22 protein-coding genes are annotated in these 23,188 nt (G+C 72.7%); 10 read left to right on the top strand and 12 right to left on the bottom strand.

Annotated elements, in window-relative coordinates; translation table 11 throughout:
* Nucleotides 1-76: 76 nt before the first annotated feature.
* Together OG989_RS19670 and OG989_RS19665 are read right to left on the bottom strand one after the other, a co-directional pair.
* The gene (locus OG989_RS19670; RefSeq protein ID WP_151452668.1) at nt 77-1,717 is read right to left on the bottom strand and encodes an MDR family MFS transporter; all 1,641 of its coding nucleotides are present in this window, start codon (nt 1,715-1,717) and stop codon (nt 77-79) included.
* On the bottom strand, nt 1,714-2,181 hold the full coding sequence (locus OG989_RS19665; RefSeq protein ID WP_327027986.1) for a MarR family winged helix-turn-helix transcriptional regulator: 468 nt from the start codon (nt 2,179-2,181) through the stop codon (nt 1,714-1,716). Before OG989_RS19665 ends, OG989_RS19670 begins: the two co-directional genes overlap by 4 nt.
* A gap of 109 nt (nt 2,182-2,290) precedes the next feature.
* Here OG989_RS19665 and OG989_RS19660 point away from each other — a divergent pair, with 109 nt between their 5' ends.
* The gene (locus tag OG989_RS19660; protein ID WP_327027984.1) at nt 2,291-2,962 is read left to right on the top strand and encodes a TetR/AcrR family transcriptional regulator; all 672 of its coding nucleotides are present in this window, start codon (nt 2,291-2,293) and stop codon (nt 2,960-2,962) included.
* A gap of 59 nt (nt 2,963-3,021) precedes the next feature.
* Here the strand turns inward: OG989_RS19660 and OG989_RS19655 are convergent, their stop codons facing one another.
* Together OG989_RS19655 and OG989_RS19650 are read right to left on the bottom strand one after the other, a co-directional pair.
* On the bottom strand, nt 3,022-4,293 hold the full coding sequence (locus tag OG989_RS19655; RefSeq protein WP_327027982.1) for a sialidase family protein: 1,272 nt from the start codon (nt 4,291-4,293) through the stop codon (nt 3,022-3,024).
* On the bottom strand, nt 4,286-4,828 hold the full coding sequence (locus OG989_RS19650) for an RNA polymerase sigma factor (RefSeq protein WP_327027981.1): 543 nt from the start codon (nt 4,826-4,828) through the stop codon (nt 4,286-4,288). Before OG989_RS19650 ends, OG989_RS19655 begins: the two co-directional genes overlap by 8 nt.
* Nucleotides 4,829-5,018: 190 nt before the next feature.
* On the opposite strand from OG989_RS19650, the gene OG989_RS19645 reads away from it, so the two are divergent.
* The 6 genes from OG989_RS19645 to OG989_RS19620 all read left to right on the top strand — a co-directional run bounded on the left by OG989_RS19645 (nt 5,019) and on the right by OG989_RS19620 (nt 10,954).
* Entirely contained in the window at nt 5,019-5,687 is a 669-nt protein-coding gene (locus tag OG989_RS19645) for a HEAT repeat domain-containing protein (RefSeq protein ID WP_442791876.1), read from the top strand.
* 6 nt (nt 5,688-5,693) lie between these two features.
* Nucleotides 5,694-6,698, top strand: coding sequence for a MerR family transcriptional regulator (locus OG989_RS19640; protein WP_327027980.1), 1,005 nt, complete (start codon nt 5,694-5,696; stop codon nt 6,696-6,698).
* Between the two features lie 161 nt (nt 6,699-6,859).
* Nucleotides 6,860-7,828 (top strand): GlxA family transcriptional regulator, encoded by a 969-nt coding sequence (locus OG989_RS19635; RefSeq protein ID WP_327027978.1) that lies wholly within the window; start codon nt 6,860-6,862, stop codon nt 7,826-7,828.
* A gap of 7 nt (nt 7,829-7,835) precedes the next feature.
* Nucleotides 7,836-8,600 (top strand): HD domain-containing protein, encoded by a 765-nt coding sequence (locus tag OG989_RS19630; protein ID WP_327027977.1) that lies wholly within the window; start codon nt 7,836-7,838, stop codon nt 8,598-8,600.
* Between the two features lie 80 nt (nt 8,601-8,680).
* Complete coding sequence (locus OG989_RS19625) at nt 8,681-9,661, top strand: DUF2804 domain-containing protein (RefSeq protein ID WP_327027975.1); 981 nt, start codon at nt 8,681-8,683, stop codon at nt 9,659-9,661.
* Nucleotides 9,662-9,727: 66 nt separating this feature from the next.
* Nucleotides 9,728-10,954 carry a MalY/PatB family protein gene (locus OG989_RS19620; RefSeq protein WP_327027974.1) on the top strand — a complete coding sequence of 409 codons (1,227 nt, stop codon included), beginning with the start codon at nt 9,728-9,730 and terminating at the stop codon, nt 10,952-10,954.
* Nucleotides 10,955-11,045: 91 nt separating this feature from the next.
* Here OG989_RS19620 and OG989_RS19615 read toward each other — a convergent pair whose 3' ends face one another.
* Together OG989_RS19615 and OG989_RS19610 are read right to left on the bottom strand one after the other, a co-directional pair.
* On the bottom strand, nt 11,046-12,200 hold the full coding sequence (locus OG989_RS19615) for a hypothetical protein (RefSeq protein ID WP_327027973.1): 1,155 nt from the start codon (nt 12,198-12,200) through the stop codon (nt 11,046-11,048).
* 94 nt (nt 12,201-12,294) lie between these two features.
* On the bottom strand, nt 12,295-13,317 hold the full coding sequence (locus OG989_RS19610) for a carboxypeptidase-like regulatory domain-containing protein (RefSeq protein WP_327027971.1): 1,023 nt from the start codon (nt 13,315-13,317) through the stop codon (nt 12,295-12,297).
* A 290-nt stretch (nt 13,318-13,607) separates the two neighbouring features.
* On the opposite strand from OG989_RS19610, the gene OG989_RS19605 reads away from it, so the two are divergent.
* Nucleotides 13,608-14,927: a M23 family metallopeptidase gene (locus OG989_RS19605; RefSeq protein WP_327027970.1), complete on the top strand. Its 1,320-nt coding sequence runs from the start codon at nt 13,608-13,610 to the stop codon at nt 14,925-14,927.
* A 98-nt stretch (nt 14,928-15,025) separates the two neighbouring features.
* A complete protein-coding gene (locus OG989_RS19600; protein WP_327027969.1) occupies nt 15,026-15,208 on the top strand; it encodes a hypothetical protein in 183 nt (60 codons plus the stop codon).
* A gap of 113 nt (nt 15,209-15,321) precedes the next feature.
* On the opposite strand, the gene OG989_RS19595 is transcribed toward OG989_RS19600, so the two are convergent.
* The gene (locus OG989_RS19595) at nt 15,322-15,642 is read right to left on the bottom strand and encodes a hypothetical protein (protein WP_327027968.1); all 321 of its coding nucleotides are present in this window, start codon (nt 15,640-15,642) and stop codon (nt 15,322-15,324) included.
* 143 nt (nt 15,643-15,785) lie between these two features.
* Between OG989_RS19595 and OG989_RS19590 the strand changes: the two genes are divergently transcribed.
* Nucleotides 15,786-15,983, top strand: a complete 198-nt coding sequence (locus OG989_RS19590; RefSeq protein WP_151452679.1) for a hypothetical protein — start codon at nt 15,786-15,788, stop codon at nt 15,981-15,983.
* 136 nt (nt 15,984-16,119) lie between these two features.
* Here the strand turns inward: OG989_RS19590 and OG989_RS19585 are convergent, their stop codons facing one another.
* The 5 genes from OG989_RS19585 to OG989_RS19565 all read right to left on the bottom strand — a co-directional run bounded on the left by OG989_RS19585 (nt 16,120) and on the right by OG989_RS19565 (nt 22,668).
* Complete coding sequence (locus tag OG989_RS19585; protein ID WP_327027967.1) at nt 16,120-17,028, bottom strand: hypothetical protein; 909 nt, start codon at nt 17,026-17,028, stop codon at nt 16,120-16,122.
* Nucleotides 17,029-17,193: 165 nt separating this feature from the next.
* Nucleotides 17,194-18,231 carry a trypsin-like serine peptidase gene (locus tag OG989_RS19580; protein WP_327027966.1) on the bottom strand — a complete coding sequence of 346 codons (1,038 nt, stop codon included), beginning with the start codon at nt 18,229-18,231 and terminating at the stop codon, nt 17,194-17,196.
* Nucleotides 18,232-18,405: 174 nt separating this feature from the next.
* On the bottom strand, nt 18,406-20,445 hold the full coding sequence (locus OG989_RS19575; RefSeq protein ID WP_442791875.1) for a hypothetical protein: 2,040 nt from the start codon (nt 20,443-20,445) through the stop codon (nt 18,406-18,408).
* Nucleotides 20,446-20,546: 101 nt separating this feature from the next.
* Nucleotides 20,547-21,641, bottom strand: coding sequence for a DUF6461 domain-containing protein (locus OG989_RS19570; protein ID WP_327027964.1), 1,095 nt, complete (start codon nt 21,639-21,641; stop codon nt 20,547-20,549).
* A 346-nt stretch (nt 21,642-21,987) separates the two neighbouring features.
* Nucleotides 21,988-22,668 carry a CmcI family methyltransferase gene (locus OG989_RS19565; protein WP_089000841.1) on the bottom strand — a complete coding sequence of 227 codons (681 nt, stop codon included), beginning with the start codon at nt 22,666-22,668 and terminating at the stop codon, nt 21,988-21,990.
* Nucleotides 22,669-23,188: the final 520 nt, after the last annotated feature.

The raw sequence follows: 23,188 nt of genomic DNA, 5'->3' as shown, positions 1-23,188 counted from the left end.
GGTCGCCGGATGCCCGACGACGGCAGGGCCGGCACCATCCTCGGATGGTGGCGGCCCCGCCGTCGTGGGTCACGCGTCAGCGGCGCGCCGGCGCCTCCCGACCGTCGGCGTCCACCGTGACCTGGTCGAAGGCCGGAGCACCGTCGACGGCGTCGGCGGCCACGGCCGTCGACCTGGCGGGATCGGGCAGGTCCAGGCTGCTGCGCAGGCCGACCGGCTTCAACAGGACCGCGGCGATGATGCCGACGACGGCGATCGCGGCGGAGATGAGGAAGATGTGGCCGGTGGCGTCCCCGTACGCCGCGCGGACGATCTGCTGGACCGCGCCGGGCATGGCGTCGAGGTTCAGGCTGCCGGCTCCCGCGCTGCCGGAGGCGGGGATGCCGGCGGCGGAGAGGTCGGCGGTGATCTGGTCGGTCACCCGTCGGGCGAGGACCGCGCCGAGCACCGACACTCCGATCGTGCCGCCGAGCGAGCGGAAGAACGCGACGGTCGAGCTGGCCGCGCCGATGTCCCGGAGCGAGACGGTGTTCTGCACGGCGAGGACGAGGTTCTGCATCGTCATGCCGACCCCGACGCCGACGATGAACATGGCCGCGCCGACCAGCACCAGCGAGGTCTCGTGGTCGATGGTGCCGAGCAGGGCGAACCCGATGACGAGCACGATCGCGCCGAACACGATGTACGGCTTGATCTTCCCGGTCTTCGTGATCAGCCGGCCCGCGATGATCGACGATCCGAGGACGCCGGCCATCATCGGGATGGTGAGCAGCCCGGCCTCGGTCGGGCTGTAGCCGCGGCCGATCTGGAAGTACTGGCCGAGGAAGACGGCGCCGCCGAACATCGCCATGCCGACCGCCAGGCTGCCCAGGATGGCCAGGGCGGTGGTCCGCTGGCGGACGAGATCGAGCGGGACGACCGGCTCGTCGGCCCGCGACTCCACCCAGACGGCCAGGGCGAGCAGCGCGACCGCACCGCCCACCATGGCGGCGGTCTGCCAGGAGGCCCAGGCGAACGAGTCGTCGACGAAGGAGATCCAGATGAGCAGCACGCTGACGCCGGCGGCGATCAGGGCCGCGCCCAGGTAGTCGATCTTGACGTTCTCGCGGCGGACCGTCGGCAGGCGCAGGGTGAACTGGAGGAGGACCAGCGCGATGGCGGCGACGGGGACCCCGACGAAGAAGCACCAGCGCCAGCCGAGCCAGGACGTGTCGACGATGAGCCCGCCCAGCAGCGGGCCACCGACCGTCGCCACCGCCATGACGCCACCGAGGTAGCCGTTGTACCGGCCGCGCTCCCGGGGCGGGATCATCGCGGCGATGGCGACCTGGACGAGCGCCTGGAGGCCGCCGACGCCGATGCCCTGGAACGCGCGGGCGGCGATGAGCTGGCCGGCCGTCTGGGCGAAGCCGGCGATCACCGAGCCGACCAGGAAGACGACGATGGCGATCTGGACCAGGAGCTTCTTGTTGAACAGGTCGGCGAGCTTGCCCCAGATCGGGGTGGTCGCGGTCGCGGTGAGCAGGGTGGCGGTGACCACCCAGGTGTACTGGGTCTGCGACCCGTTCAACGCGCCGATGATGTTCGGCAGCGCCGTCGAGACGACGGTGCCGCTGAGCATCGCGACGAACAGCACCAGCAGCAGGCCGCTGAGGGCCTCCAGCGTCTGCCGGTGTGTCATCGGCGCGTCGCCGGCCGTGGTGGTGGGTGCGCTCATCGCGCGGCCTCCAGGTTGTCGTGGTGTCCGAGGACGGTCTCGATGTCGCGGGTGAACCGGCCGAGCGCGGTGGCGAACGCCGCCACCTCCGCGGGGGTCCAGTCGGCGAGCGCGGTGTCGAGGATCCGGCCGTACCAGTCGTAGGTGTCGGTCAGGGCGGCCCGCCCGGCCGGGGTGACGGTCAGCAGGCTGGCCCGCTTGTCGGCGGGGTCGGCGCGCCGCTCGACCAGGCCGTGGCTGACGAGCGAGGCGACGGCGCGGCTGACGGTCGACGGGTCGAGCCCGCTATGGGCCGCCAGCTCCCGGGCGTGGCAGTCGGCAGGCAGCTTCTCGATCTGCATGAGGAGGCCGGCGAGGCCGACCGGCACGGCCGGCCGGACGTCGGCCCGGTGCCGTTTGATCAGCCGTACGCTCCGGATCAGCTCGGACAGCCTCGCACCGAGCTCGCGGCCGGCAGTTTCCACGCCGCCTCCCTTGTCGCAGATGGTTGCCGCACACAAGCATCTGCCGATCTTGCTCACAGCGCAAGTTTGCGCGATGAGAACTGAGTCACCGCCCCGTAGGCTGTCGCCCATGGCGGAGACCACCGGGCTGCGGGAGCGCAAGAAGGCGGCCACCCGCCTCGCCCTGCACGAGGCCGCCCTGCGCCTCGCCACGGAACACGGGCTCGACCGGGTCACCGTGGAGGCCATCGCCGACGCCGCGAACGTCTCCCGCCGGACGTTCTCCAACTACTTCTCCAGCAAGGAGGAGGCGGTCTTTCACGGTGACGCCGTACGGCTGCGCCGGCTGCTGGAACTGGTCCGCCGACAGCCGGCCGACGCGCCGCCGTGGGCCGTGCTGAGCGCGGCCGCCGAGCGCCTCGCCGTCGAGGCGTACGGCAACGCCCCGCCCTCCTGGCTGCTGCACCGCCGTCAGCTACGCGGGCACCCGGGCCTCGTCGCGCACCAGATCGCGGCCTACACCGCCATCGAGCGCGATCTCGCCGACGACGTCGCCCAACGGTTGACCGGCCCCGACCGGGCGCTGCGGTCCCGGGTCGTGGCGGCGACCTTCCTGGCCTCGCTGCGCGTCGCCATCCAGCACTGGATCGACCACCCCGACGGGCCGCTGCACGACGTCCTGCGCACCGCGCTCGCCGAGACCGCCACCACCCCGGCCGTCACGCCCGCCCCGCCGGTCACGCCTGCCCCGCAGATCACGCCCACCCCGCCCGTCACGTCCGCGCCGCCGGCCGTCCGCTGACGCCCGGCGGGAGCGGTCCCGCCGGGCGCGTTGCCGCCGCCCGGCGGGAAGCACTTTCCTCAGGGCAGCTCGGGCGGGCTCATGTGGGACCAGGTGGCCCCGTCGGCGGAGTACCACAGGTCCGAGAAGTAGGGCCAGGTCCGCTGCACGTACCCGTCGGAGCCCGGCATGGGATCCGCCGCGGCACCCGGGACCGGGTCCGTCGGGGACAGGCTGAGCCCCCCGTCGCGGCTGATGAACATCAGCGGACGGTCGCCGGCGTGGACACCGGCCTGGACGACCAGTGCCCCGTCGGGTCGGACGGAGGCCTGGACCGACCGCTCGCCGACGGTCGCGCTGCCGGTGGTGCGCTGCCAGGTCAGCCCCCCGTCGTCACTGCGGTGCACGACCAGTGCCGCACCGACGCGGCCGACGGCGTAGACGGTCCGCCCGTCCCGCGTCGCGATGTCGAGCGCCACGTCGTTGCCGGCGGTGAGCGCCCCGGCGAACACGTGTCGGTGCCAGGTACGGCCCCCGTCGCGACTCACCGCGACCGCGCTGCCCCGGCCGACGAGCCGGCCGTCCATGACCGTCTCGCTCTCGTAACCGCTCGCCCAGATGCCCGCCTCGGCCGAAGCGTCGCCAACCAGGGCCGTCTGCTTGAGCCCGGAGGTCTGCGGCACCTGCACGAGGTCACCGGTCACCGGGTCCGCCGCCATGATCTCCTCGAAGGGGCGTCCCAGCCAGTGGCTCGCCACCCACCAGCCCTCGGGGACCTGGGCGGCCCTACCTGGCGTCACCTCCCGCCAGCGCTCACCGCCGTCGACGCTCGAGAGCCAGCCCTGACGCACCGGGGTCCCCTCGCCGCCGTGCTGGTAGTGGGCGACCAGGGTCCGCCGCCCCGCCGCCGCGATGACGGACGACGCGTCGCGCGGCAGCGGAAGCGGGAAGCTGCGCCAGGTCGCCCCCCGGTCGGCCGTGCCGGCCACCATCAACACGCAGCCCTCCCCGCGGCAGTCGTGCCACCGCAGGTAGAAGTGGTCGAGGTCGCCCGCGACCATCGGGCCCGTCCGGACGGGGCGCCCCGCGCCCGGGACGGGACTCGCGCTGGGCCCGGGCGACGGGACGAAGACCGGCGTCGGGGTGGGTTCGGTACCGGGCACCGGCGGCGGTGGCTCATCGGCGCGCAGGCCGACGGTCGTCGCCGCCGCGACCAGCGCCAGAGCCGTCAGCGAGAGCGCGGCGGCACGGGTGCGCCTGCGACGGCGGGCCCGGTCCCCCACCTCGGCGAAGTCGGGCTTGAAGGCCGCCTGGGCGGCCCGGTCGAGCCCGGCGAAATCCAGGTCAGGCATGGCGGCAACCTCCCTTGTTCACGGACATCGGCGAGGCGGTCGTCAGCTGGCCGGAGTCGTCGAGGTCGGCGGCGAGGGCGCGGCGGGCCCGGACGAGCCGGGTCTTCACGGCCTCCACCGAACAGCCCAGGGCCACCGCCACGTCGACGACCGGCAGGTCGGCGATGTGGTAGAGGACCACTGCCTCGCGCGCCGGTCGCGGCAGCCGCTGGAGGGCGGCGACGAGGGCGACGTGGTCGGGCGACAGGCCCGCGCTTCCTCCCGCCCCGGGATCGAGCCGGCCGGAGCGCGCCAGCCGGGCGAAGACCGCCCTGCGGCGATACCGGCTGCGGGCGATGTTGAGGGCGACCGTACGCAGCCACGCCTCGGGGTGTTCCAGCTCGCCGAACCGCCCCGGCCGGGCGAGTGCCCGTACGAAGGCGTCCTGCACGACGTCCTGGGCCTCCGCGTGGTCGCCGATGATGGCGAACAGTTGCGACACCAGGCGCGGCGCCGCGGCGGCGTACAACTCCCGGATCTCTTCCTGGGTCGTCACATCGTCTCCTCCTCCTCGGCCTGTGCACCCTTGAGACCAACCAGCGACCGCCGTGGTGACACAGGTCTTCACGCCGTGTGAGTGTGACGACACCCGGGGCGGGCGGTGGGTGCCTGGCCGGCGCATCGCGCGGGCCGCTTGACCTTCACACGGTGACAAGGTCTTCACTGTGGTCGGGGAGGTGGTCGCGATGACCGTGCCGAAGGACGACACGCACACGATGCGAGCGCTCCGGCGGCTGGAGGACAGCAACCCGTCGGTGCGGTTGCAGGCAGCGCTGGCGCTCGGCACGACCCCGGACCCGCGGTTCGTCGACAGGCTCGTCGAGCGGTGCGCGATCGAGTCCGACTTCCACGTACGCGAGATGCTGACCTGGGCGCTCATCCGCCACCCGGCACCGACTACGCTCCCGAAGCTGGTCGACGAACTCCGCTCGGAGCGCGCGCAGGCCCGAAGCCAGGCGTTGCACACGCTGTCCAAGATCGGGGACCGGCAGGCGTGGCCCGCGATCACCCGGGCGCTGCTGACCGACGCCGACGACGAGGTGGCGCGGAGCGCCTGGCGGGCAGCGGTCGTACTCGTGCCCGAAGGTGAGGAACCCGCGTTGGCCGCGGTGTTGGCGACGCAGTTCGGGCGCGGCGGGCGCGCGACGCGGTTGAGCCTGAGCCGGGCGCTGATCGCGCTCGGCCAGGTGGTCACGCCGATCCTGCGCGCCGCGATGACGGACCCCGACCCTTGCGTACGCCAGCACGCCAGCGCCACGGAACGGCTGTCGCGCGACCCGGACGCCGGGCTCGAGCTCGCGGTCGACGAGGCGACCCGCATCGTGGCCCTCGGCATGACCGGCCAGGAGGGTTGACAGGCGTTGTTGATCGGTGAGGTGGCACGGCGCTCCGGCGTCAGCGCCCGCATGCTCAGGCACTACGACTCGCTCGGCCTGGTGCGGCCGACGGGTCGTACCCGGGCCGGCTATCGGGAGTACTCGGGCGAGGACATCCGGCGGATCCTCCACATCGAGAGCCTGCGGTCGTTGGGGCTGTCGCTGCGCGAGGTCGGGCGCGCGCTGGACGATCCCGGCTTCACGCCCTCGGGGCTCGTCGACGACCTCATCCGCCGGACGCGGGAACGCATCGCGGCGGAGACGGAGCTGCTCACCCGACTCCGTCAGATCGACGCCACGGAACCCGCCGGCTGGGACGGCGTCCTCCGGATCGTCGCGCTCCTGCAGGCACTGGGATCGGAGAGCGCCGGCAAGCGCCAACGCGCGGCCCTGTCCTCGACCGAAGAGGTTCCGGTGCCGGTGGGAGCGCTGGTCGAGGCAGCGTTGAGCGAGACGGACCCGAACGTCGCCGGTGCCCTCCGGTGGGCGCTGGCGCGGTCGGGCGACGGGGGCCTGGCACTGCTCGCGGAGGGCCTCGGCTCACCGGTGGCCGAGGTGCGCGAACGTGCCGTCCGGTCCGTCGCCGAGATCCCGAGCGGTGCGGCGACGGCGCTGCTGCGGAACGCCCTCACGCACTCGGACCTCGTGGTCCGCAGGTGTGCCGCTCTGGCGCTCGGAGCGCGTGGGGCAGCTGACGCGGTCCCGACGCTCATCGACATGATCGTCGAGGAGACCAACGACGCCGATGCCGCCGACGCGCTGGGCGCGCTGGCGACCGATCCCGCGTCGGCCGACCAGATCGCCACCGGGCTCGTCGACCGCCTCGCCCAGGCAGTGGTCGGATCGTCGGCACGTCGGCGGCTGACCCAGGCGCTCGCGGACGTCCCGGGGATCAGGACGTCACGTGCCCTCGCGGAGCTGGCACAGGACGAGGACCGCGCCGTCGCGCTCACTGCGGCGTACGTCCTCGGGCTGCGCGACGCGCGGTGACGGTTACCCCCTGACCGGAAGGCCCGCCGCGTTTCGCGCGCTCGGGTGCGGCCGCGTCGCGAGCCGCGGACGGCGCCCTGGCTGGGGACGGCTCCGCCATGTCCGGATGTGCGGCCCGGCCGTCCTTGTGGCCCTCCGCAGAGGATGACCAGACTGCTCGTGTGGAGATCGCCCGGATCCGCGAGGTGGTCGTGGTGGTGCACGACGGCGTCGTGCTGCTCGACGTGGCGGGGCCCGTCCAGGTGTTGCACGGCAGCGGCGGCTACCGGGTCCGGCTGGCCTCGGTGGACGGCCGCCCGGTACGCACGGACGTCGGCGTACCTCTCGACGTCGAGTTGGCCCTGCACCAGGTGCGGCACCGGTTCGACACGCTGCTGGTGCCCGGCCTCTCCCTCGCCGCGGCACAGCCTCCGCCGGCGCTCGTCGCCGAACTCCCCCGCGTCAGCGGGCTCGCCCGCCGTACGGCGGGCATCTGCACCGGCGCGTTCCTGCTCGCGGCGGCGCGCCTGCTCGACGGCCGCCGGGCCACCACCCACTGGGCGGCCTGCGCCGACCTCGCATCGCGGTTCCCCGCGGTCCGCGTCCGGCCCGACGCCCTCTACGTGCGGGACGGGCCGCTGTTCACCTCGGCCGGCGTGACCGCGGGCATCGACCTGACGTTGACGCTGGTCGAGGACGACCACGGGCCGGAGCGCGCCCGCACCACCGCCAAGTACCTCGTGGTCTTCCTGCACCGCCCCGGCGGTCAGTCCCAGTTCACCGTCCGCGGCAACACCACGGCCGCCCCCGGCAGCGCGCTGCGCCGGGTCCTGGACGCCGTCGCCACCGACCCGGCCGCCCCGCACACGCTCGCCACGATGGCCGCGCACGCGTCGGTCAGCGAACGGCACCTCACCCGCCTGTTCCGCCGGACGGTCGGGACGACCCCCATCCGGTACGTCGAGCAGGTCCGGGTCGAGGCCGCGAAGACCCTGCTCGAAGCCACCCACGACGGGGTGGCTCGCATCGCCCGTGCCTGCGGCTTCGGCTCGGACGACAGCATGCGCCGCGCGTTCCTGCGCGGCATCGGCACCACCCCGGCCGAGTACCGCCAACGCTTCCGGTCCACGCACCCGACACCCGAAAGATGAGGTACCCGTGACGCCTTCCTTCTCGCGGCGCACCGCCCTCGGCACCGGCCTGGCCGCCGGCGCCGGCATGCTCACCGGGCTGGTGCCCGCCGCCCCGGCCGCCTCCCACGCCGCGCCGGACGCCGACCTGTCCTTCCCGTCGACCCGGCTGGCCCGTGAGGCGGCCCGACTGATCGACGAGGCGCAGGAGGCCTACCTGCGCAACCACAGCCTGCGTAGTTTCCTGTTCGCCCGCGAGGCCGCCGCGCGGGCCGGTCGGCGGCCCGGCCACGACTACGACGAGGAGGTCGTGTTCCTGATCTGCGCCCTGCACGACATGGGCCTGACCGCACGCGCCAACTCCGACCAGCGGTTCGAGATGGACGGCGCCGACTTCGCCGCCCGGTTCCTCGAGGAGCGGGGTGTCACCGACCGCCGGGTCGACACCGTGTGGGACGCGATCGCCATGCACACCACGCGCAGCTTCCGCGACTCACCCGTCTTCCAGCGTCGCCGACCGCCCGAGATCGGCATCGCCCAGACGGGAATCAGCATCGACCTCATGGGCGTCAACAGCCCGGTGCCACCCGAGTACGCCGACCGCGTCCACCGACGTCATCCCCGCCTCGGCGGCGCCCGGGCCGTCACCGACGCGATCGTGGCGCAGGCACTCGCCAATCCCCGCAAGGCCCCGGCCGCGACCCTTCCCGGCGAGATCCTGCACCAGCGCCACCCCGAACTGCCCTACCTGACCTGGGACATGCTCCTGGACTCCAACGCCTGGGGCGACTGAACCGGCCCAGCACCCGCTGGCATGACCTCCGCCGTGCCGATCCCGGCAGCAGAGGCGGCGGGCCGGTTACCCTCCCCCTCGTGACCCACGAGAACGAGATCACCGAGCCGGTCGACCTGTGCCTCGCGGGTGGGCGGCTCAATCCCGCCGCCGTGGGCTGGAGCCGCCGCCCGCTGCACCGGGCGAACCTGCGCGGCTGGGGCCGCAACAAGCGCTGGGAGTACTGGGGAGTCGTCACGCCGACCCACATCGTCGGCCTGGTCGCCTCGTCGCTGGACTACGCGGGGGTGCACAGCCTCTACGTGCTCGACCGCGCGACGAAGGCCGAGATCGACAGGAACGCGGTGGTCCCCTTCGCCCGGGGCGCCCTCTTCCCGCCGGTCAGCGGGGCGGGCGCCGTACGGGCGCGCGGCGGCGGACTCTCGATCGACATCGACCAGGCGCCGTCGGCCACCGCCATCCGCGCCGCCGCCCCCGGTCTGGAGATCGACCTCGTGGTGTCGCTGCCAGCGGGTCACGAGTCGCTCGGCGTGGTGGTGCCCTGGAGCACCCGCCGGTTCCAGTACACCGTCAAGGACCTCGGCCGCCCGGTGCGCGGCACCCTGCGGGTCGACGGGGTGGACCATCCGGTCGCCGAGGCGGACTCCTTCGCCGTGCTCGACCACGGTCGCGGCAGGTGGCCGTACGCGATCCGCTGGAACTGGGCCGCCGGCAGCGGCCCGGGTCGGGCGATCCAACTCGGCGGTCGGTGGACCGACGGCACCGGCTCGACCGAGAACGGCCTCTTCCTCGACGGCCGGCTGCACAAGATCGGCGACGAGCTGCGCTGGGAGTACGACCGCGCCGACTGGTCGCGCCCGTGGCGGATCAGCGGTGCGCGGGTGGCCGTGGAGTTCCACCCCTTCCACGAGAAGATCGCCAGGACGAACTTCGGTGTGCTCGCCAACGAGACGCACCAGTGCTTCGGGCACTTCACCGGCTGGGCGGCGGCCGACGACGGCGAGCGCGTCGACCTGGACGGGCTGGTCGGCTGGGCCGAGGAGGCACGCAACCGCTGGTAGCGGCACCGGGGCCGGACGAGGGCGCCGGGCAGGACGGGGGCGGCACCTGGCCCTAGGGTGGGCGGTATGGCAAGCCCTGGCCCCTCCGCCGACGGCTCGGCGGCCCGGAATCCGCTCACCCTGCTCACGCTTGACGAACTCCGGCAGCGCACCAGCGTGAAGTGGCGCATGTTCGCGCCCGACGTGCTCCCGCTCTGGGTCGCGGAGATGGACGTGCCCCTCGCTCCCCCCGTGGCCGACGCGCTCCGCCGCGCGGTCGACCTCGGCGACACCGGCTACTCCTACGGGACGGCGTACGCGGAGGCGATCGGCGACTTCGCCGCACGGCGTTGGGGCTGGCGGGACTTCCGCGTCGCGCACACCTCGGTCGTACCCGACGTGATGATGGGCGCCGTCGAGGTGCTCCGGCTCGTCACCGACCCCGGTGACGCGGTCGTGGTCTGCTCCCCCGTCTACCCGCCCTTCTACGCCTTCGTCACCCACGCCGACCGGCGGGTCGTCGAGGCCCCGCTCGGGCCCGACCGGCGCATGGACCCCGCCGCCCTCGACGAGGCCTTCCGACGCGCGCGGGCCCACGGCAGCCGGCCCGCGTTCCTGCTGTGCAATCCGCACAACCCGACCGGCGTCGTCCACCGGCGCGACGAGCTCGAGACCGTCGCGGCGCTGGCCGACCGGCACGGCGTACGGGTGGTCTCCGACGAGATCCACGCTCCCCTGGTGCTGCCGGGGGCGCACTTCACCCCGTACCTCACGGTGGCCGGCGCCGAGAACGCGTTCGCCCTGGTCTCCGCCTCGAAGGCGTGGAACCTGGCCGGTCTCAAGGCGGCGCTCGCGGTCGCCGGACCGCAGGCCGTGGCCGACCTCCGCCGTATGCCGGAAGAGGTCAGCCACGGGCCCAGCCACCTCGGTGTCATCGCGCACACCGTCGCCTTCCGCGAGGGCGGGCCGTGGCTCGACCTCCTCCTCGACGGTCTCGACGCCAACCGCGCGCTGCTCGCGACGCTGCTGGCGAAGCACCTCCCGGCCGTCCCGTACCACCGTCCCGAGGGCACCTACCTCGCCTGGCTGGACTGCACGGGGCTGGGCGTCGACACGGAGCAGCCGGCCGACGACGCTGGCGTGGTCAGCGACGTCGCCGGGCCGGCGAAGATGTTCCTCGACCACGCGCGGGTCGCCCTCAGCTCCGGGCACGTCTTCGGCACCGGCGGGGCGGGCTTCGTGCGGCTCAACTTCGCCACCTCGCCGGCGATCCTCACCGAGGCCGTCACCCGCATGGGCGACGCCGTCCGCTGAGGACGCCCGCCGTCGGCATCAGCCTGGGCGACATCACGTCCGGCGCGGCGCTCGCGCACGGGTCGTGGGCTGGCCCGACAGACCTTCGCGTTCAGTCACCGTCAGCGCCGCCGGTGCGCTCGGCGTCGGCCGGCTGGTCGAACAGCCGCTGGTAGCGCTGCGCCGCGAGCAGGACCGCCAACTGACCGAGCGCGCTGACGGCGGCGGCGAACTGGTCGAGGTAGAACACCAGCAGGTTCACCACGCTCAGTGAGGTGACCAGGCCGGCCCGGGCGAGCTCCACGGCGCGGCGAGCCATCCCGCGCAGCAGCAGCCCGGCGGCCACGATGAGCGCGGTGCCCACGCCGGCGTCCAGCAGCGCCCGGACGAGCAGGAGCAGCACCCCGCGGCGGTCCTGGATGTCGACGCGGGCAAATTCGTTGGCGGTGGTGAGCACCCCCTCGGTGGTTCCGTCACGCAGGTCGAGAGCGACGGCGACGATCGTGGTGAGGTCGCTGAGCGTGGCGAAGCCGAGTAGCCCCAGCGCCAGGACCAGCCCGACGCGCAGCCGACCCCGGGTCAACGACCGCGCCACCCACGCCCGCACGGCGACCGCGATCCGGGCGATCCGTCCGGACCGGTGCTCGTACGGCGGCAGCACACCGGGCTCCGCCAACTCCAGCAGCGCCGTGGCCAGCGGCTGCAACCGGTCGTCGTCCGGACTCGCTGCGGCGGCGCCGAGTCGCCGCCGCAGCTGGGCCCGGTCCCGTTCGCTGAGCCTCCCGTCGACGGCCTCGCCGAGCAGTTCCAGCGCGGCGTGCAGTTGCGCCCGGGTGCCCTCGACCCGTGTGCCGCGGGCGCGCACGTAGAGCCACACGCCGATGAGGAAGGCCGCGTAGGCGATGGGCGCGGCGGCCGGGAAGAAGTAGTCGTTGTCGGCGGTGATGAACTTGCCGACCTCGTCGATGAAGAGCCCGGTGCCGATTCCGGCCAGCAGCGCCGCCCCGAGCAGCGCGGCCCGGTTGACGACGAGCAGCGGCACGAGCGCGGCGACGAACAGCGACAGGCCACCCCACAGGGCGTGCGAGATGTGCAACGTACCGCCGCCGACCTGCGGATAGCCGGTCAGCGCCAGGAATGCGCGGGTGCCGAGGACCGCGCCGCCGAACCCGATCAGCATCAGCAGCATGTAGTGCTCCGCGTCCAGTCGCGCCACCAGGCGTCGGGAGGAGCGACGGTGGCGCTGCCGGTGGGACGGGAAGCTCATGTGGACAGCAAACACCTGACCGCAGGGCGCCGGTGGCGCCTCCGCCAAACGCGGGCACGGCCTCGATCCGTCGACCGGCGGGCGGTGCCGAGCGTCAACCGCCGGTGCCGGCGGTCAGGTCGAAGTCGGCGACGACCGGCGCCCGCCCCACCCACACGAGGTTGCCGTCGGTGAACCTGTCGCCGGCCGGGTACCACCGTCCGGGCCCGAAGGAGCAGTCGCAGCGCAGCTTGACCAGTTGCCCGGGGAGCATCGGGAGTCCGTACGACGTGCCGACGTCCACCGCGCCGACGACGTCCCCGGTGAGGGCGTCGAAGGCGACGACCGTGCTGTAGGCCGCCAACTCGTCGGTGCGGATCGCGCCGCCCACGGTGGTCGGAGACCGGAGGGCCTGGTGCAGCGTGGCGGTGCCGCCGGGGCGCACCCGGACCGTCCGGGCCAGCAGGGCGGCGCCGACGCCACCGGACCACTGGGTCGCGATCCCCGTGCCGGAGAACCGCAGGGCCCAGTCGTACGGCCCGAGCCCGGTGATGCTGTAGCGGCCGGTGTCGTCGGTGATCGGCGTGTCGGGGCTGTACTTCGGGTGCGGCACGAACGGCACCACGGCGACGTGGACACCCGGGACCGGACGCCCGCTCACCGCGTCGGTGAGTACGCCCGAGATCCGGCCCGGCGGGTCGAGTCGGACCGGTGGGGCGGCGGTCGTGGCACCGGCGCCCACAGTGACCACCCACGCCCGGTGGCGCTCCCCGGTGCCGCCCTGCCCGCCGACCCATTGGCGCCCGTACCGTGCCGCCTCGTAGGGCTGGGCGAAGAGCCGGTAGCGTCCCGGCTCCACCCCGGTCACCTCGATCCCGCCCCGGCCGTCGGTGCAGCCACCGACACTGCCGAGTTGGCTCTCGCCGATGGACACCCGGGTGAGTCGTTCGCGGTCCAGCGGTACGAGGCTCACGCAGGCGCGGGCCGGCGCCCCGGTGCCGGCGTCCTGGACCGTCGTCGTCACGCTGCCGGTGGCCGCCGCGGCGCTGGCGGGAGCGGGCGCGACCGGCAGCAGGAGGAGCGCGGCGGCCACGCCGACGGCCGCCCGGATGCGTCGCCTGAGCTGAGGATCGGTCATCGAGGGCTCCGGTGGGCTGCGGTGACGGCCGGTATCCGCCACCGTAGCGGCCACTCGTGGACCGGGCTGTCGGGTCGGTGACCGCCACGCTGTCAACCTGCGGGATGACACTGACTATGATCGATCGGCCGACGGCTCCGAGTCGCGCGGTCCACGAGGATTTGCCCGGCTCGACCGGGACCTGCCGATCGTCCGGTGCGGGGAGCGACCCGGCCGGCCAGCACCGTCACCCCGCGCCGTCGGCCGCCGCGGCCCTGGAGGCGGGCACCCCTGATCACAGAAGGAGTTCCATGAACCAGCATGACGGATCCGGTTGCTGCGGGGGCGGCGACGAGGGCGTACCCGGCATCAGCCGCCGTGGCGTGTTGCGCGCCGCGGCGTTGGGCGCGGGCGCCATGACCGTGGGCGGGGTGCTGATTCCCGGAACCGCGCACGCCGCACCGACGATCTACAACCCGTTCGGCGCGTACCCGGTCACCGACACCTGGGAGGGCCACCTCCGCCGCGGTTCGCTCGGCGGTATCGACTACGGCATGGGCGTGGGCACGGCACTTCCCGCCTGCGGCGCCGGCACCATCCAGAACATCCCCTACAACGGTACGGGTGGACACACCGTCACGATCCACCACGGCGACGGCTACCGCAGCCAGTACATGCACCTGTCGCAGTTCTCGCTCGCCGACGGCGCCAGCGTCGGCGCGGGCACGGTGGTGGGCCGCTCCGGCGGTGCCGCCGGCGCGCCCGGCTCCGGCAGTTCGACCGGCCCGCACCTGCACTGGCACATGATCGACCCCTCGGGCACCAGGATCAGCCCGCTGGTCTACATCGCGCAGAATCCCGGCCAACAGTCGCGTCAGGTGTTCGAGGCGCCCAGCTTCAACGGCTGGCAGGCCCTACCGATCTCCGGCAGCGCAGGCGCGGTCACCGGCTCGGCCGTGGCCACGATCGGGGTGAGTACCACGAAGATCGTCTACACCCTCAACGGCGGCCGGATCTTCGAGGCGGCCAGCAACGCGGGCTGGCGCAACCTCTGGACCGGCGTCTCCGGCGCACAGGGCACCGCGCTGGCCGCGTTGAACTGGAAGGGGGTGAAGCTGGTCTACAGCGTGGTCGGTGGCTCGGTGCACGAGGCGAGCAGCGGCAACGGCTGGCGCAACATCAGCACGGGCATCAGTGGGGTGAGCTCCGCCTCGATCGCGGCGATCGAGATCGACGGGATCAAGTACGTCTACAGCATCGTCGGCGGCTTGGTGCACGAGGCGAGCAGCGCGAACGGCTGGCGCAACATCAGCACCGGCATTCCGGGCTCGGCGGTGGCGGCCATCGCGGCGGGCACCACGAAGATCGTCTACACCCTCAACGGCGGCCGGATCTTCGAGGCGGCCAGCAACGCGGGCTGGCGCAACCTGTGGACCGGCGTCTCCGGCGCGCAGGGCACGGCCCTGGCCGCGCTGCACTTCAACGGGGCGAAGCTGGTCTACAGCGTCACCGGCGGCTACGTGCACGAGACGGCCAGCAACACCGGCTGGCGCAATCTGAACAGCGGGGTCCGCGGCTCCACGGCGGCCGTGCTGGCGGTGGGGAACAACAAGTACATCTACGCCGCCTGAGCGACCGGCGGGGGCCTCCCAGGCGGGAGGTCCCCGCGCCGACCGCTGTGATCCAATCAACCATGGTTCGACAGCGGGTCCTTGCCGTCCTTCTGTTCTTGATCGCGCTTGTGGCGCTGGCCGCCTCGCACACGTTCCCGTTCCTTGACGACCTCCCCGAGCTGGCCGAGTCGGCGATCGCGTTCCTGGGCGCGGCGTGCCTCCTGACCGGGGTGTGGCTGTGGTTGCGGAAGCCACCGAACCGGTCGTCGCATTCGGCCGGCGACGACGGCAGACACTGACGGACCCGGGCGGGCAAGGATCACCAGGGCCGGTCTGCGACACCCAGGAGGGTTCACCGTGACCGCTGCCCCGGCACGCCCCCGCCACTACGAACCTCACCCGATCTGACGCGTCACCGTTCGGCGATCCATCCGAGCGTCGACAGGCGGCTGACCAGTCGTTCGACATCGAGTGTCCGGAACATCCACAACTCGTCGCGATCATCGACGTCGAACTCCAGCCCGGTGTTTCGCCATCGCCGGATCGCGATCAGATTGTCGGCGGTGACCACGAAGGTACCGGCCCAGATCTCCCGCAGCGTGATGGCGTGCTGATCCGCCCGTAGCCTCGCCATCGGCCAGCCGGAGTCGGCGCGGACACCGCCCCCGACCTTGGGGACGACCCGGATACCGCCACGCGACGAGAACCCGCCCGAAGGCACCGATCTTGCCATTTCGATGCTCCTACCGTGGTCGAGGGCAAGGGCAGGGAGGGCGGATCCGCAGGGCTGCCTCGCCCACGCAGCCACCCCGGAACGCCCGGTCTCGGTTCGGAAGTCCTCACGGCGCACCGGCGAGCGCGGGTAGCGTCGCCGGTGTGAGGGTGTTGCTGCGGCACGGCCCTGGCGACGGGCAGGTGGTCGACGGCCGAGGCGAGACAGTGGTGTGGGGTGCCTGCCTGTACGAGCGGACCGGCGACCGCGAGGAGCGCCACGGTCACACCGTGATCGTGTTCCGGCACCGGCCGGACTGCTGCGAGCCGTACGGGCGGGGCGGCGAGGACCGCTGCGAATGACGCCCTCGACGATCCGGTGTTCGCGCCGGTGTTCCTCGTGCTGCCACGTGGCCGCCCGAACACGACGGTGTCCTGGAATCGGGTACGGGCGACGGCCGCGAGGCGCGCGGGGCGGTTGACGGCGGCTCCGCCAGCCTCAGCGGCGGGCGCCGCCGGGTCGACCCCGGCCGGTTCCGGAGGCCCGGTGGCCGATGCGCGGAGCCCGTACCACCGCGGCGTTGCCCGCCCCCGGGCGGAAGTCCCGCGCCGCGGCGGCCACCATCTCGTCGGGATCGCCGCCGAGCGCCTGCCGGATGTGCGGCGGCACCACCTCGGACGTCGCCAACGCCATCCGCACCTGCACCGACCGGTCGTCGACCAGGCGGCGCAGATCCGCGTCGTCCAACTTGACCGCGAGCACCAGCGCGACGCGGACGTCCACCACGGGATCCTGGGCGAGCGCGCTGCGCTGGGCGGCGGTGGTCCGCGGGTTGCGGGCGAGCCCCTTGCGTACGCGCGCGGTGCGGTCGGCCATCAGGGCGGTGATCACGTCGGGGTCGTGGGTATGGGTGGCGAGCCGTTCCCGCACCTCGGGCGAGACGTCGTCGACCAGCCGCGCGGCCAGCTCGGGCTCCAGTTCGCGCGTCTCCGCGAGGAGGCCGCGAAGCTCCTTGTCGGGAGCCTCCGCCATCACCCGGCGGACCGACTCGTTGCAGGACGGATTACCGGCGACCGCCCAGCGGACCCACCGGTCGGCGTCCTTGACGAGCACCAGGAGATTGCCGATCGAGGTCGAGGGGTTTCTCGCCACGGCCTCCCGGACGTCGCGATCACGGTCCCGGGTCAGCGGGCGCAGTGCCTGCGCGGGCGCGTCGGTACGGGTCGCGACGGCCTTACGGACCACGGCCGACGGGTCGGACGCCAGGTCGATGAGGGTCATCTGAGGCGTGGTGGGGTCCTGCGCGACGGCGAGCCGCGCGTCGACGCTGCCACCCGTCGCGCCGTCCGCGGCGGCACCTGACCCACTGTGACGGTCGGGTCCGCCGACGTCCTGCTGTTTCCCCATGGGCGCCATCATGTCACGGGTCGCGCCATGCACCGGCCGGGCCGGCCGCCCAGGGGTGATCGACACCACCACCTGGGCGGCCGAGGAGCTCGATGGTGCCGCCGCGGCAGCCGGTACCACGGCGGACGCCTCAGCTCCCGGCGCGGCTGGCCCGGCCCACGCCGGTCAGTTCTTGGCCTTCGCGTAGTCGAAGAGGTCGGCGACGTCCTCGTCGAAGTACGGGCCGTACATGTTCCCGGAGAACTTGTACGAGGCCACCGAGTTCACGTGCCCGAAGCCCTGCGAGTTGTTCCAGGCGCGCAGGAACGGCCCGCCGCTGGTGCCCTCGTTCAGCGGGCAGTCCATGAGCTTGACCCGCTGCGTTCCCGCGGCCTGCGTCGTGCTCTGGCAGTAGTGCTGCCACCTGCCGTCGAAGGGCGCGGCGCCGGGATAGCCGAGCAGGGTGGCGGCGACGCTGCGCGGGTAGTTGAAGCTGATGCCCTCCCCGCCGGTGACGTCCACCAGTCGCTTGCCGTTGCGCGGCCACACGGTGACGAAACCGTAGTCCCACCACAGGATGTCGTGGTCGACCCAGCCCTTGGTGGAGGTCATGCTCCGGGCGCTCCACAGTCCCCAGGAGGACGGGCCGTCGGCGTAGTTCGGGGCGAAGACCCAGTTGGTGTGCCAGTTGTCGGAGCCGTCGCCGGGGTGCAGGCAGTGTCCGGCGGTGGAGACCAGGTTCGCCTTGGCCGTGTTGATCGCGCTGGCCGAGCAGTAGTGGTCCTTGTTGTTGGCGGTGAAGAAGACCCGGCCGACACCGGGTGAGGGATTGACGGACTGGGTTCCCACCCCGGCGGAGACGTCGCGGGCCGAGACCGAGGCACCAGGGACCGCCGTGCCGGTGCCGCGCGGACCGATCGGCTCCGCCCCCGAGCGCGGTTCGCCGACCCGACCCGGCCGGTCCGCGGCCTCCCCGGCCAGCTCCTCCCCGCCCACCAACGGTTCCAGCGGCGTCGCGGCGCGCATCCGCTCCGGCGTCCAGTACGCGTCGGCCAGGGCCTGCGCGGTCGCCGCGTCCCGGATCGGCCGGCCGTGGAACGTCGCCTCCGCCCCGGCGGGGATCCCGTTCGGCGTGGTCGCGCTCGCCTGTGCCGGCGTGCCGGCCAGAGCGAGCCCGCAGAGCATGGCGGTGGCCGCCGAGATGATGCCGTAACGCCTTCGCACCCGTGCCTCCTCAGGAGCCGGCCCGGTGGACATCCGCCACGGGTCCGGCAGAGGTGACGCTAGGGCGCCGGCCCGCCGCCGGGCAGCGGTCTGTCAGCATTGATCCAGAGACGTGTATCTGCTTGCGGCCGGGCGACTCGGGACGGCGTGGGATCGTTCTGACAGGTCAGCGCGTCACGCGCAGGGCTTCCGCCCGCAGACGTCGATCACCTTGCCGGTGAGCAGGAACACCGCCTTCTGTCTCTGGGCTGCGGCCTGGGCGCGCGGGAACTCGTGCGAGTCCTCGCCGTACTCCGGCCCGGCCGGGGCGAGGTTCGTCGGCGGTGGCGCGTACGCCGCGCCGCTGTTCCAGACCACCATCGCCGAGCCGGTGTACGGGTACCTGCGGATCGGCGCGATGCCCCAGTACGGCCGCACGTCCGGCGACCAGCCGTCGGCCAGCGCGGGGGTGTGCAGGCGGGCGCCGATGGTGCGCGCCTGGACCTCCGCCGCGGCCGGGGAAACCTGCTGGTCGCCGAAGGCCACGTGCATCAGCACCTGGTGTGCCGGGGTGCCCGGCAGCGGGCGGTCGGTCATGTGCTGGGCGTACCCGTTGGCCTCGGAGCGGTCCCACAACATCTGCAGCAGCGCGAGGATCAGCTGCTGGTCGACCTTGTCCGGGTAGTAGCCGTCCATGATCGTCTGGAACGGGGTGAAGGCCACGCTGCGTTGCAGCAGCGTGGAGTAGTTCATCGCCGGCACGCCGAGCACCGACCGGGTCCAGTCCTGGGCGACGGCGGTGAGCGCGCCGCCGTTGATGCCGCCCTGGCTGTTGCCGTCGTAGTGCAGCCCGCCGGCCACGTCGATCAGCGGCCGTGCGGTGGCGTCCCGGAACGCCGGGTGGGCGGCGAACCCGCCCGGGTGGATCATCGCCCGGCCCAGGAAGAGGAAGTTCAGGTAGCTCTGCTGCAACCGGTCGGCCACCGCGGGGAAGCCGCTGAGGTCGGTGAAGGCGCCGGCCACGTAGGGGACGTCGGCGGCGGCCATGCCGATCCAGCTGGTCGCGCAGAAGGTGAAGTCGTACGTGTGCGACATCGTCTTGACGTTGCCGGCGTTGATCTCGGTCGGCTTGCCGAGCAGGCCGTGGCCGTAGAGCGAGAGGTGTGCCGGTTTCGCGGCGGAGGCACTGCGCGGGATGTTGCAGACGAAGTCGGCCGCCACCGTCGCGCCGGACGGTGTGGGCAGGGCGTTCGGCGTCGGTGGCGTTCCGCCGCCGCCGGCCGGCCCGTAGTGCAGCCGGGAGCCGGGCCCGCCGTCGCCGGTCAGATACGACGGTACGCCGATGGTGCCGGTCACCTGCCGGGCGATCAGCGGCTCCTGCTCCGGCGGGTAGTCGGTCACCTGGGTGACGGTGAACGACGGTGCGGCCCGGCGGAGGGCGGCGAACGCGCCGTCGCGGATCGCCAGCATCCGCCCGGTCAGACCGTGCCGGCTGGCCACGGTGAAGTCCCAGGCCAGGTGGAGGCTGTGCCGCTTGACGCCGGCCCTGGTCAGGTCGGCGAGGATCCGCTTCATCTGCGGGACGCGACGGTCCCGGTGGCCGAGGCCGGCGCCGGTCACGTACGCCGTGAACGCCTTCGGCGCCGGGATCAGCGCCCCGTTGCCGTCGCGCAGGCCGCGCAGGCCGACGACGTAGCGGGTGCCCTCGGTCAGCGCCACCGCCGGTCGGATAATCAGCAACTGCCGCTCCGGCTGGCCGGCCGCGTGCGCGTCCAGCTCGGCCCAGTACGGCGTGCGCCTACCCGTCCGGGCGTCGAGCAGCACGATCGGCGCGTCCGGCGCCAACGAGCGGCCGATGTCGGTGACCGGCGCGATCCCGGTCGCCGCCGCGTCGAGGCCGGGCACCCGCACCAGGATCGGCGAGCCGGGACTGAACCCGTCCTGCCGGTTCCATTCCGTCGGGTCGATCGGGGTTCCCTGCACGTTGGCGGGCATCGCGGAGGCCGGGAACCGTACCCGCTTGCCGGTCGGGCTGCTGCGGTCCGGCACCGTGAAGTAGTCGTTCGGGAACGGCAGCAGGCAGGCCGTCGGGTCGATCGGGTCGCAGCCCTGATGCCCGGCCGGCGCGGGAGTCGCGGGCGGCGCCGCGGCGGCGGCCGCGCCGAGCAGGACGGCGCCTGCGGTCACCAGCACGGACACGGCGAGACGGAGCCGTCTGGGTGTGGTCACGCGCATCTCCTTCGACACCGGACCGTGGTCCGAGGCGGGGGCCGACGATGGTGGGTGGAGCGTCGTGTACTTCCTACGCTCGTGAATGGATCTCGGCAAGAGGGCCGCTACTCGCCGGACCTGGCGGCGAAGCCGGACAGGTGGGCGTGCACCCGCTCGCGCCGGGCGGCCGTACCGTCGGGGTCGACCTTCGCGGCGTTGACCAGCACCTGGGTCAGCGCGGTCGAGGGTTCCGCGTGCAGCCGGTCGCGCGCCACCGCGTGGGTGAACGTGGCGCGTACGAGCGCAGACCCGGATTCCCCGGCCGCGCCACCCACCGGCCCGGCACCATCGCCGTCCACCTCGTACCGCGCCCAGGCGTCGTCCACGCCGCGCCGGTACCCCCGGCGCGCCGACTCCAGCGCTTCGGCACGGCGCAGCTCACGATCCGCGTCGGTGAGCGCCGACGGGTCGACCGTCAACGCCTCCGCCGGCAACAGGCCGTCGACCGCCACCTCGACCGCACCACGACACGCCTTCCGCAGCAGCGGCGATCGCACCGACTCGAACCTCAGCGGCAGGCCGACCAGTTTGACCAGGTCAGCGCCGCCCGGGAGCAGACTGCCGAGCCGGCCGCGTGGCTCGAACAGGTCGGCCGGGACGAGCACGGACGCCGGGTGCGCGTCGACCAGGTGCTCGCGGGTGATCCGGACGCCCCCGCAGCGCTGAAGGAACGCCAACGCCTTGGGCCGTGGATCCCCGTCCTCGCCGAAACCGAGCCCGTCGAGGTACGGCTCCAACTCCTCCGGGTCGTCGCCGTCGCCATGTCCGGGATACGACCAGTCGACCGAGGCGACCAGCCGACCGTTCTCGGCGTACGACAGGCGATTGACGAAGTTGACGTTCCAGAACACACTCGTCGCCGAGGTCCCCTCGGAGAGGCGTCGCAACACCTCCGGCCGCGAGCTGCGGAAGCCGTTCTCCTCGACCAGCACGATGTGGCCGTCGACATCGACAGCGCAGGCGAGCCGGGGATACGGGAACGGGGCGGCGCGCGCCACCTCCGCGAGGTCCCGCAGCGTGGCGGTGCGCCGGGCCGGAAAGCCGTCGAAGCGAACGAGCGCCTCGTCCACGGTCAGCCCCGCGACCACCGTGACGCACAGGGCCTCCCCCGGCACGTCCCGCTGCGCGAGCAACTCCGCGTAGTACCCGGTCTCCCGCACCGCGTCCTCCCCCCGACGGCCGCACCCCCGCCAGCCCCGACGCGGAGCCTGGACACCGTCGCCCGCCGCCTCGGCAACGGCACCGACTCGCAGCCGGCGGGCCGCCGGCAGCGCGGTCCCGCCACGCTCACCATGCTGGTGGCCTGCCGACGAGGAATTGCCGACCGTCGTCGGCACCGCCGTTCGCGCGGCCACCAGAACAGCCCTTGGTTACTGATGCCCTTCTCTGGAGAAGAAGATCATCGACCAAGGGCTGTTTCCGTGCCCGGTCGCGATCCCCGCGGGGCCCCGGGAGGCAGGAATCACGTTGGTGGCTGGAAAGATGACGACTGCGCGTCGGGCATCCTCACACTCGCCGCAGATAGCCGCCAGGGAACCAGGTGAACATCAGTTCCTCCTTCGACCTGTCGACTTCGAAGCGCTGATCGGGCAGGAATTCCTCGAGCGCCTCCCAGGGCCCGTCGCCCGGTTCCCACGGCCCCGCCTGGACCGGGTGCCCGCTGAGGTTGGTGTCCTGCACGATCAGGTAGCAGCCCGGCGTCACCAGGTCGGCGTACGCCGCGAGTTCCGCGAGGACGTGCTGCTTGCTGTGGTCGCTGTCGAGGATCACCATGACCCGCTCGACGGCCTGCGCCTTTTCCCGCATCTGGGCGACGACGGCAGGGTCGACGGACGACCCGGTCATGGTGTCGACCCGGTCGAAGTACGGCGAGTCGACCGCCATTCCTTCGCCGTCGATCCAGCCGCTCGGTCCGGCGAGATGTTCGGGCTTGACGTCGACCGTGGCGACCCGGCCGTTACCGACGAGTCCGAGCATGGTCGCGTAATAGAGTGCGGACCCACCGTGTCGGGTGCCGGTCTCGATGATCAGATCAGGTCGCGTCTCCTGAATGATCTCCTGGATCATCCACATGTCCATCGGATTCTGGTGACACGCCACGCCGAGCCATGTCCGGCGACGCCACACCTTGCTCTTGTAAAAGGCCCGCTGGAACGTGTCCACGGCCCCGGAAACATCAGCATCCATGGGGGGAAACTATCACGACAAATGCTGGCCGGTGATCATGCCTCTGACCCAAAAAAACGCCGGTACGGGGTGACCCCTTTTCTCGAACAAAACGCCCAGGAGACACGCCTGAGAAAGGGTCGGGCACTGCGGCTCGTTCCATAACCGTAACCATCGGTCACGGCCGGTTCCGGACCGTGACCGTCTGATCCCCGCCAATTCCGGCAGGTGCGACACGGGACCCGCCGCCCACGTCACCGACAAGGCGGACGGAGGCGCCTGAGCGAGGTGCCCAAGCGCCTCCTGCCGCCTTACTGGCAGGCCATCGGGCCGCCGACGACGTCGTCCAGCTCGTCGTCGGCCATCTCACGGATGTCGACAGCCTCGAAAGTCACCTCGATCATGTTGATTCACCCCCTCCCCGCATCATCGGTCACTGCACCCGACCAGTTGGTCGGACGAATCACATGCAGCGGGCCGCGCCCACCACATCGTCCAGCTCCTCGTCGGCCATCTCACGGATGTCGACAGCCTCGAAAGT

Origin of the sequence: Micromonospora sp. NBC_01740, assembly GCF_035920365.1 — a bacterium.
Lineage (GTDB): Bacteria > Actinomycetota > Actinomycetes > Mycobacteriales > Micromonosporaceae > Micromonospora > Micromonospora reichwaldensis.
Note: the sequence above shows the minus strand (reverse complement) of the source record. Positions and strands in the feature narration are given on the sequence as shown.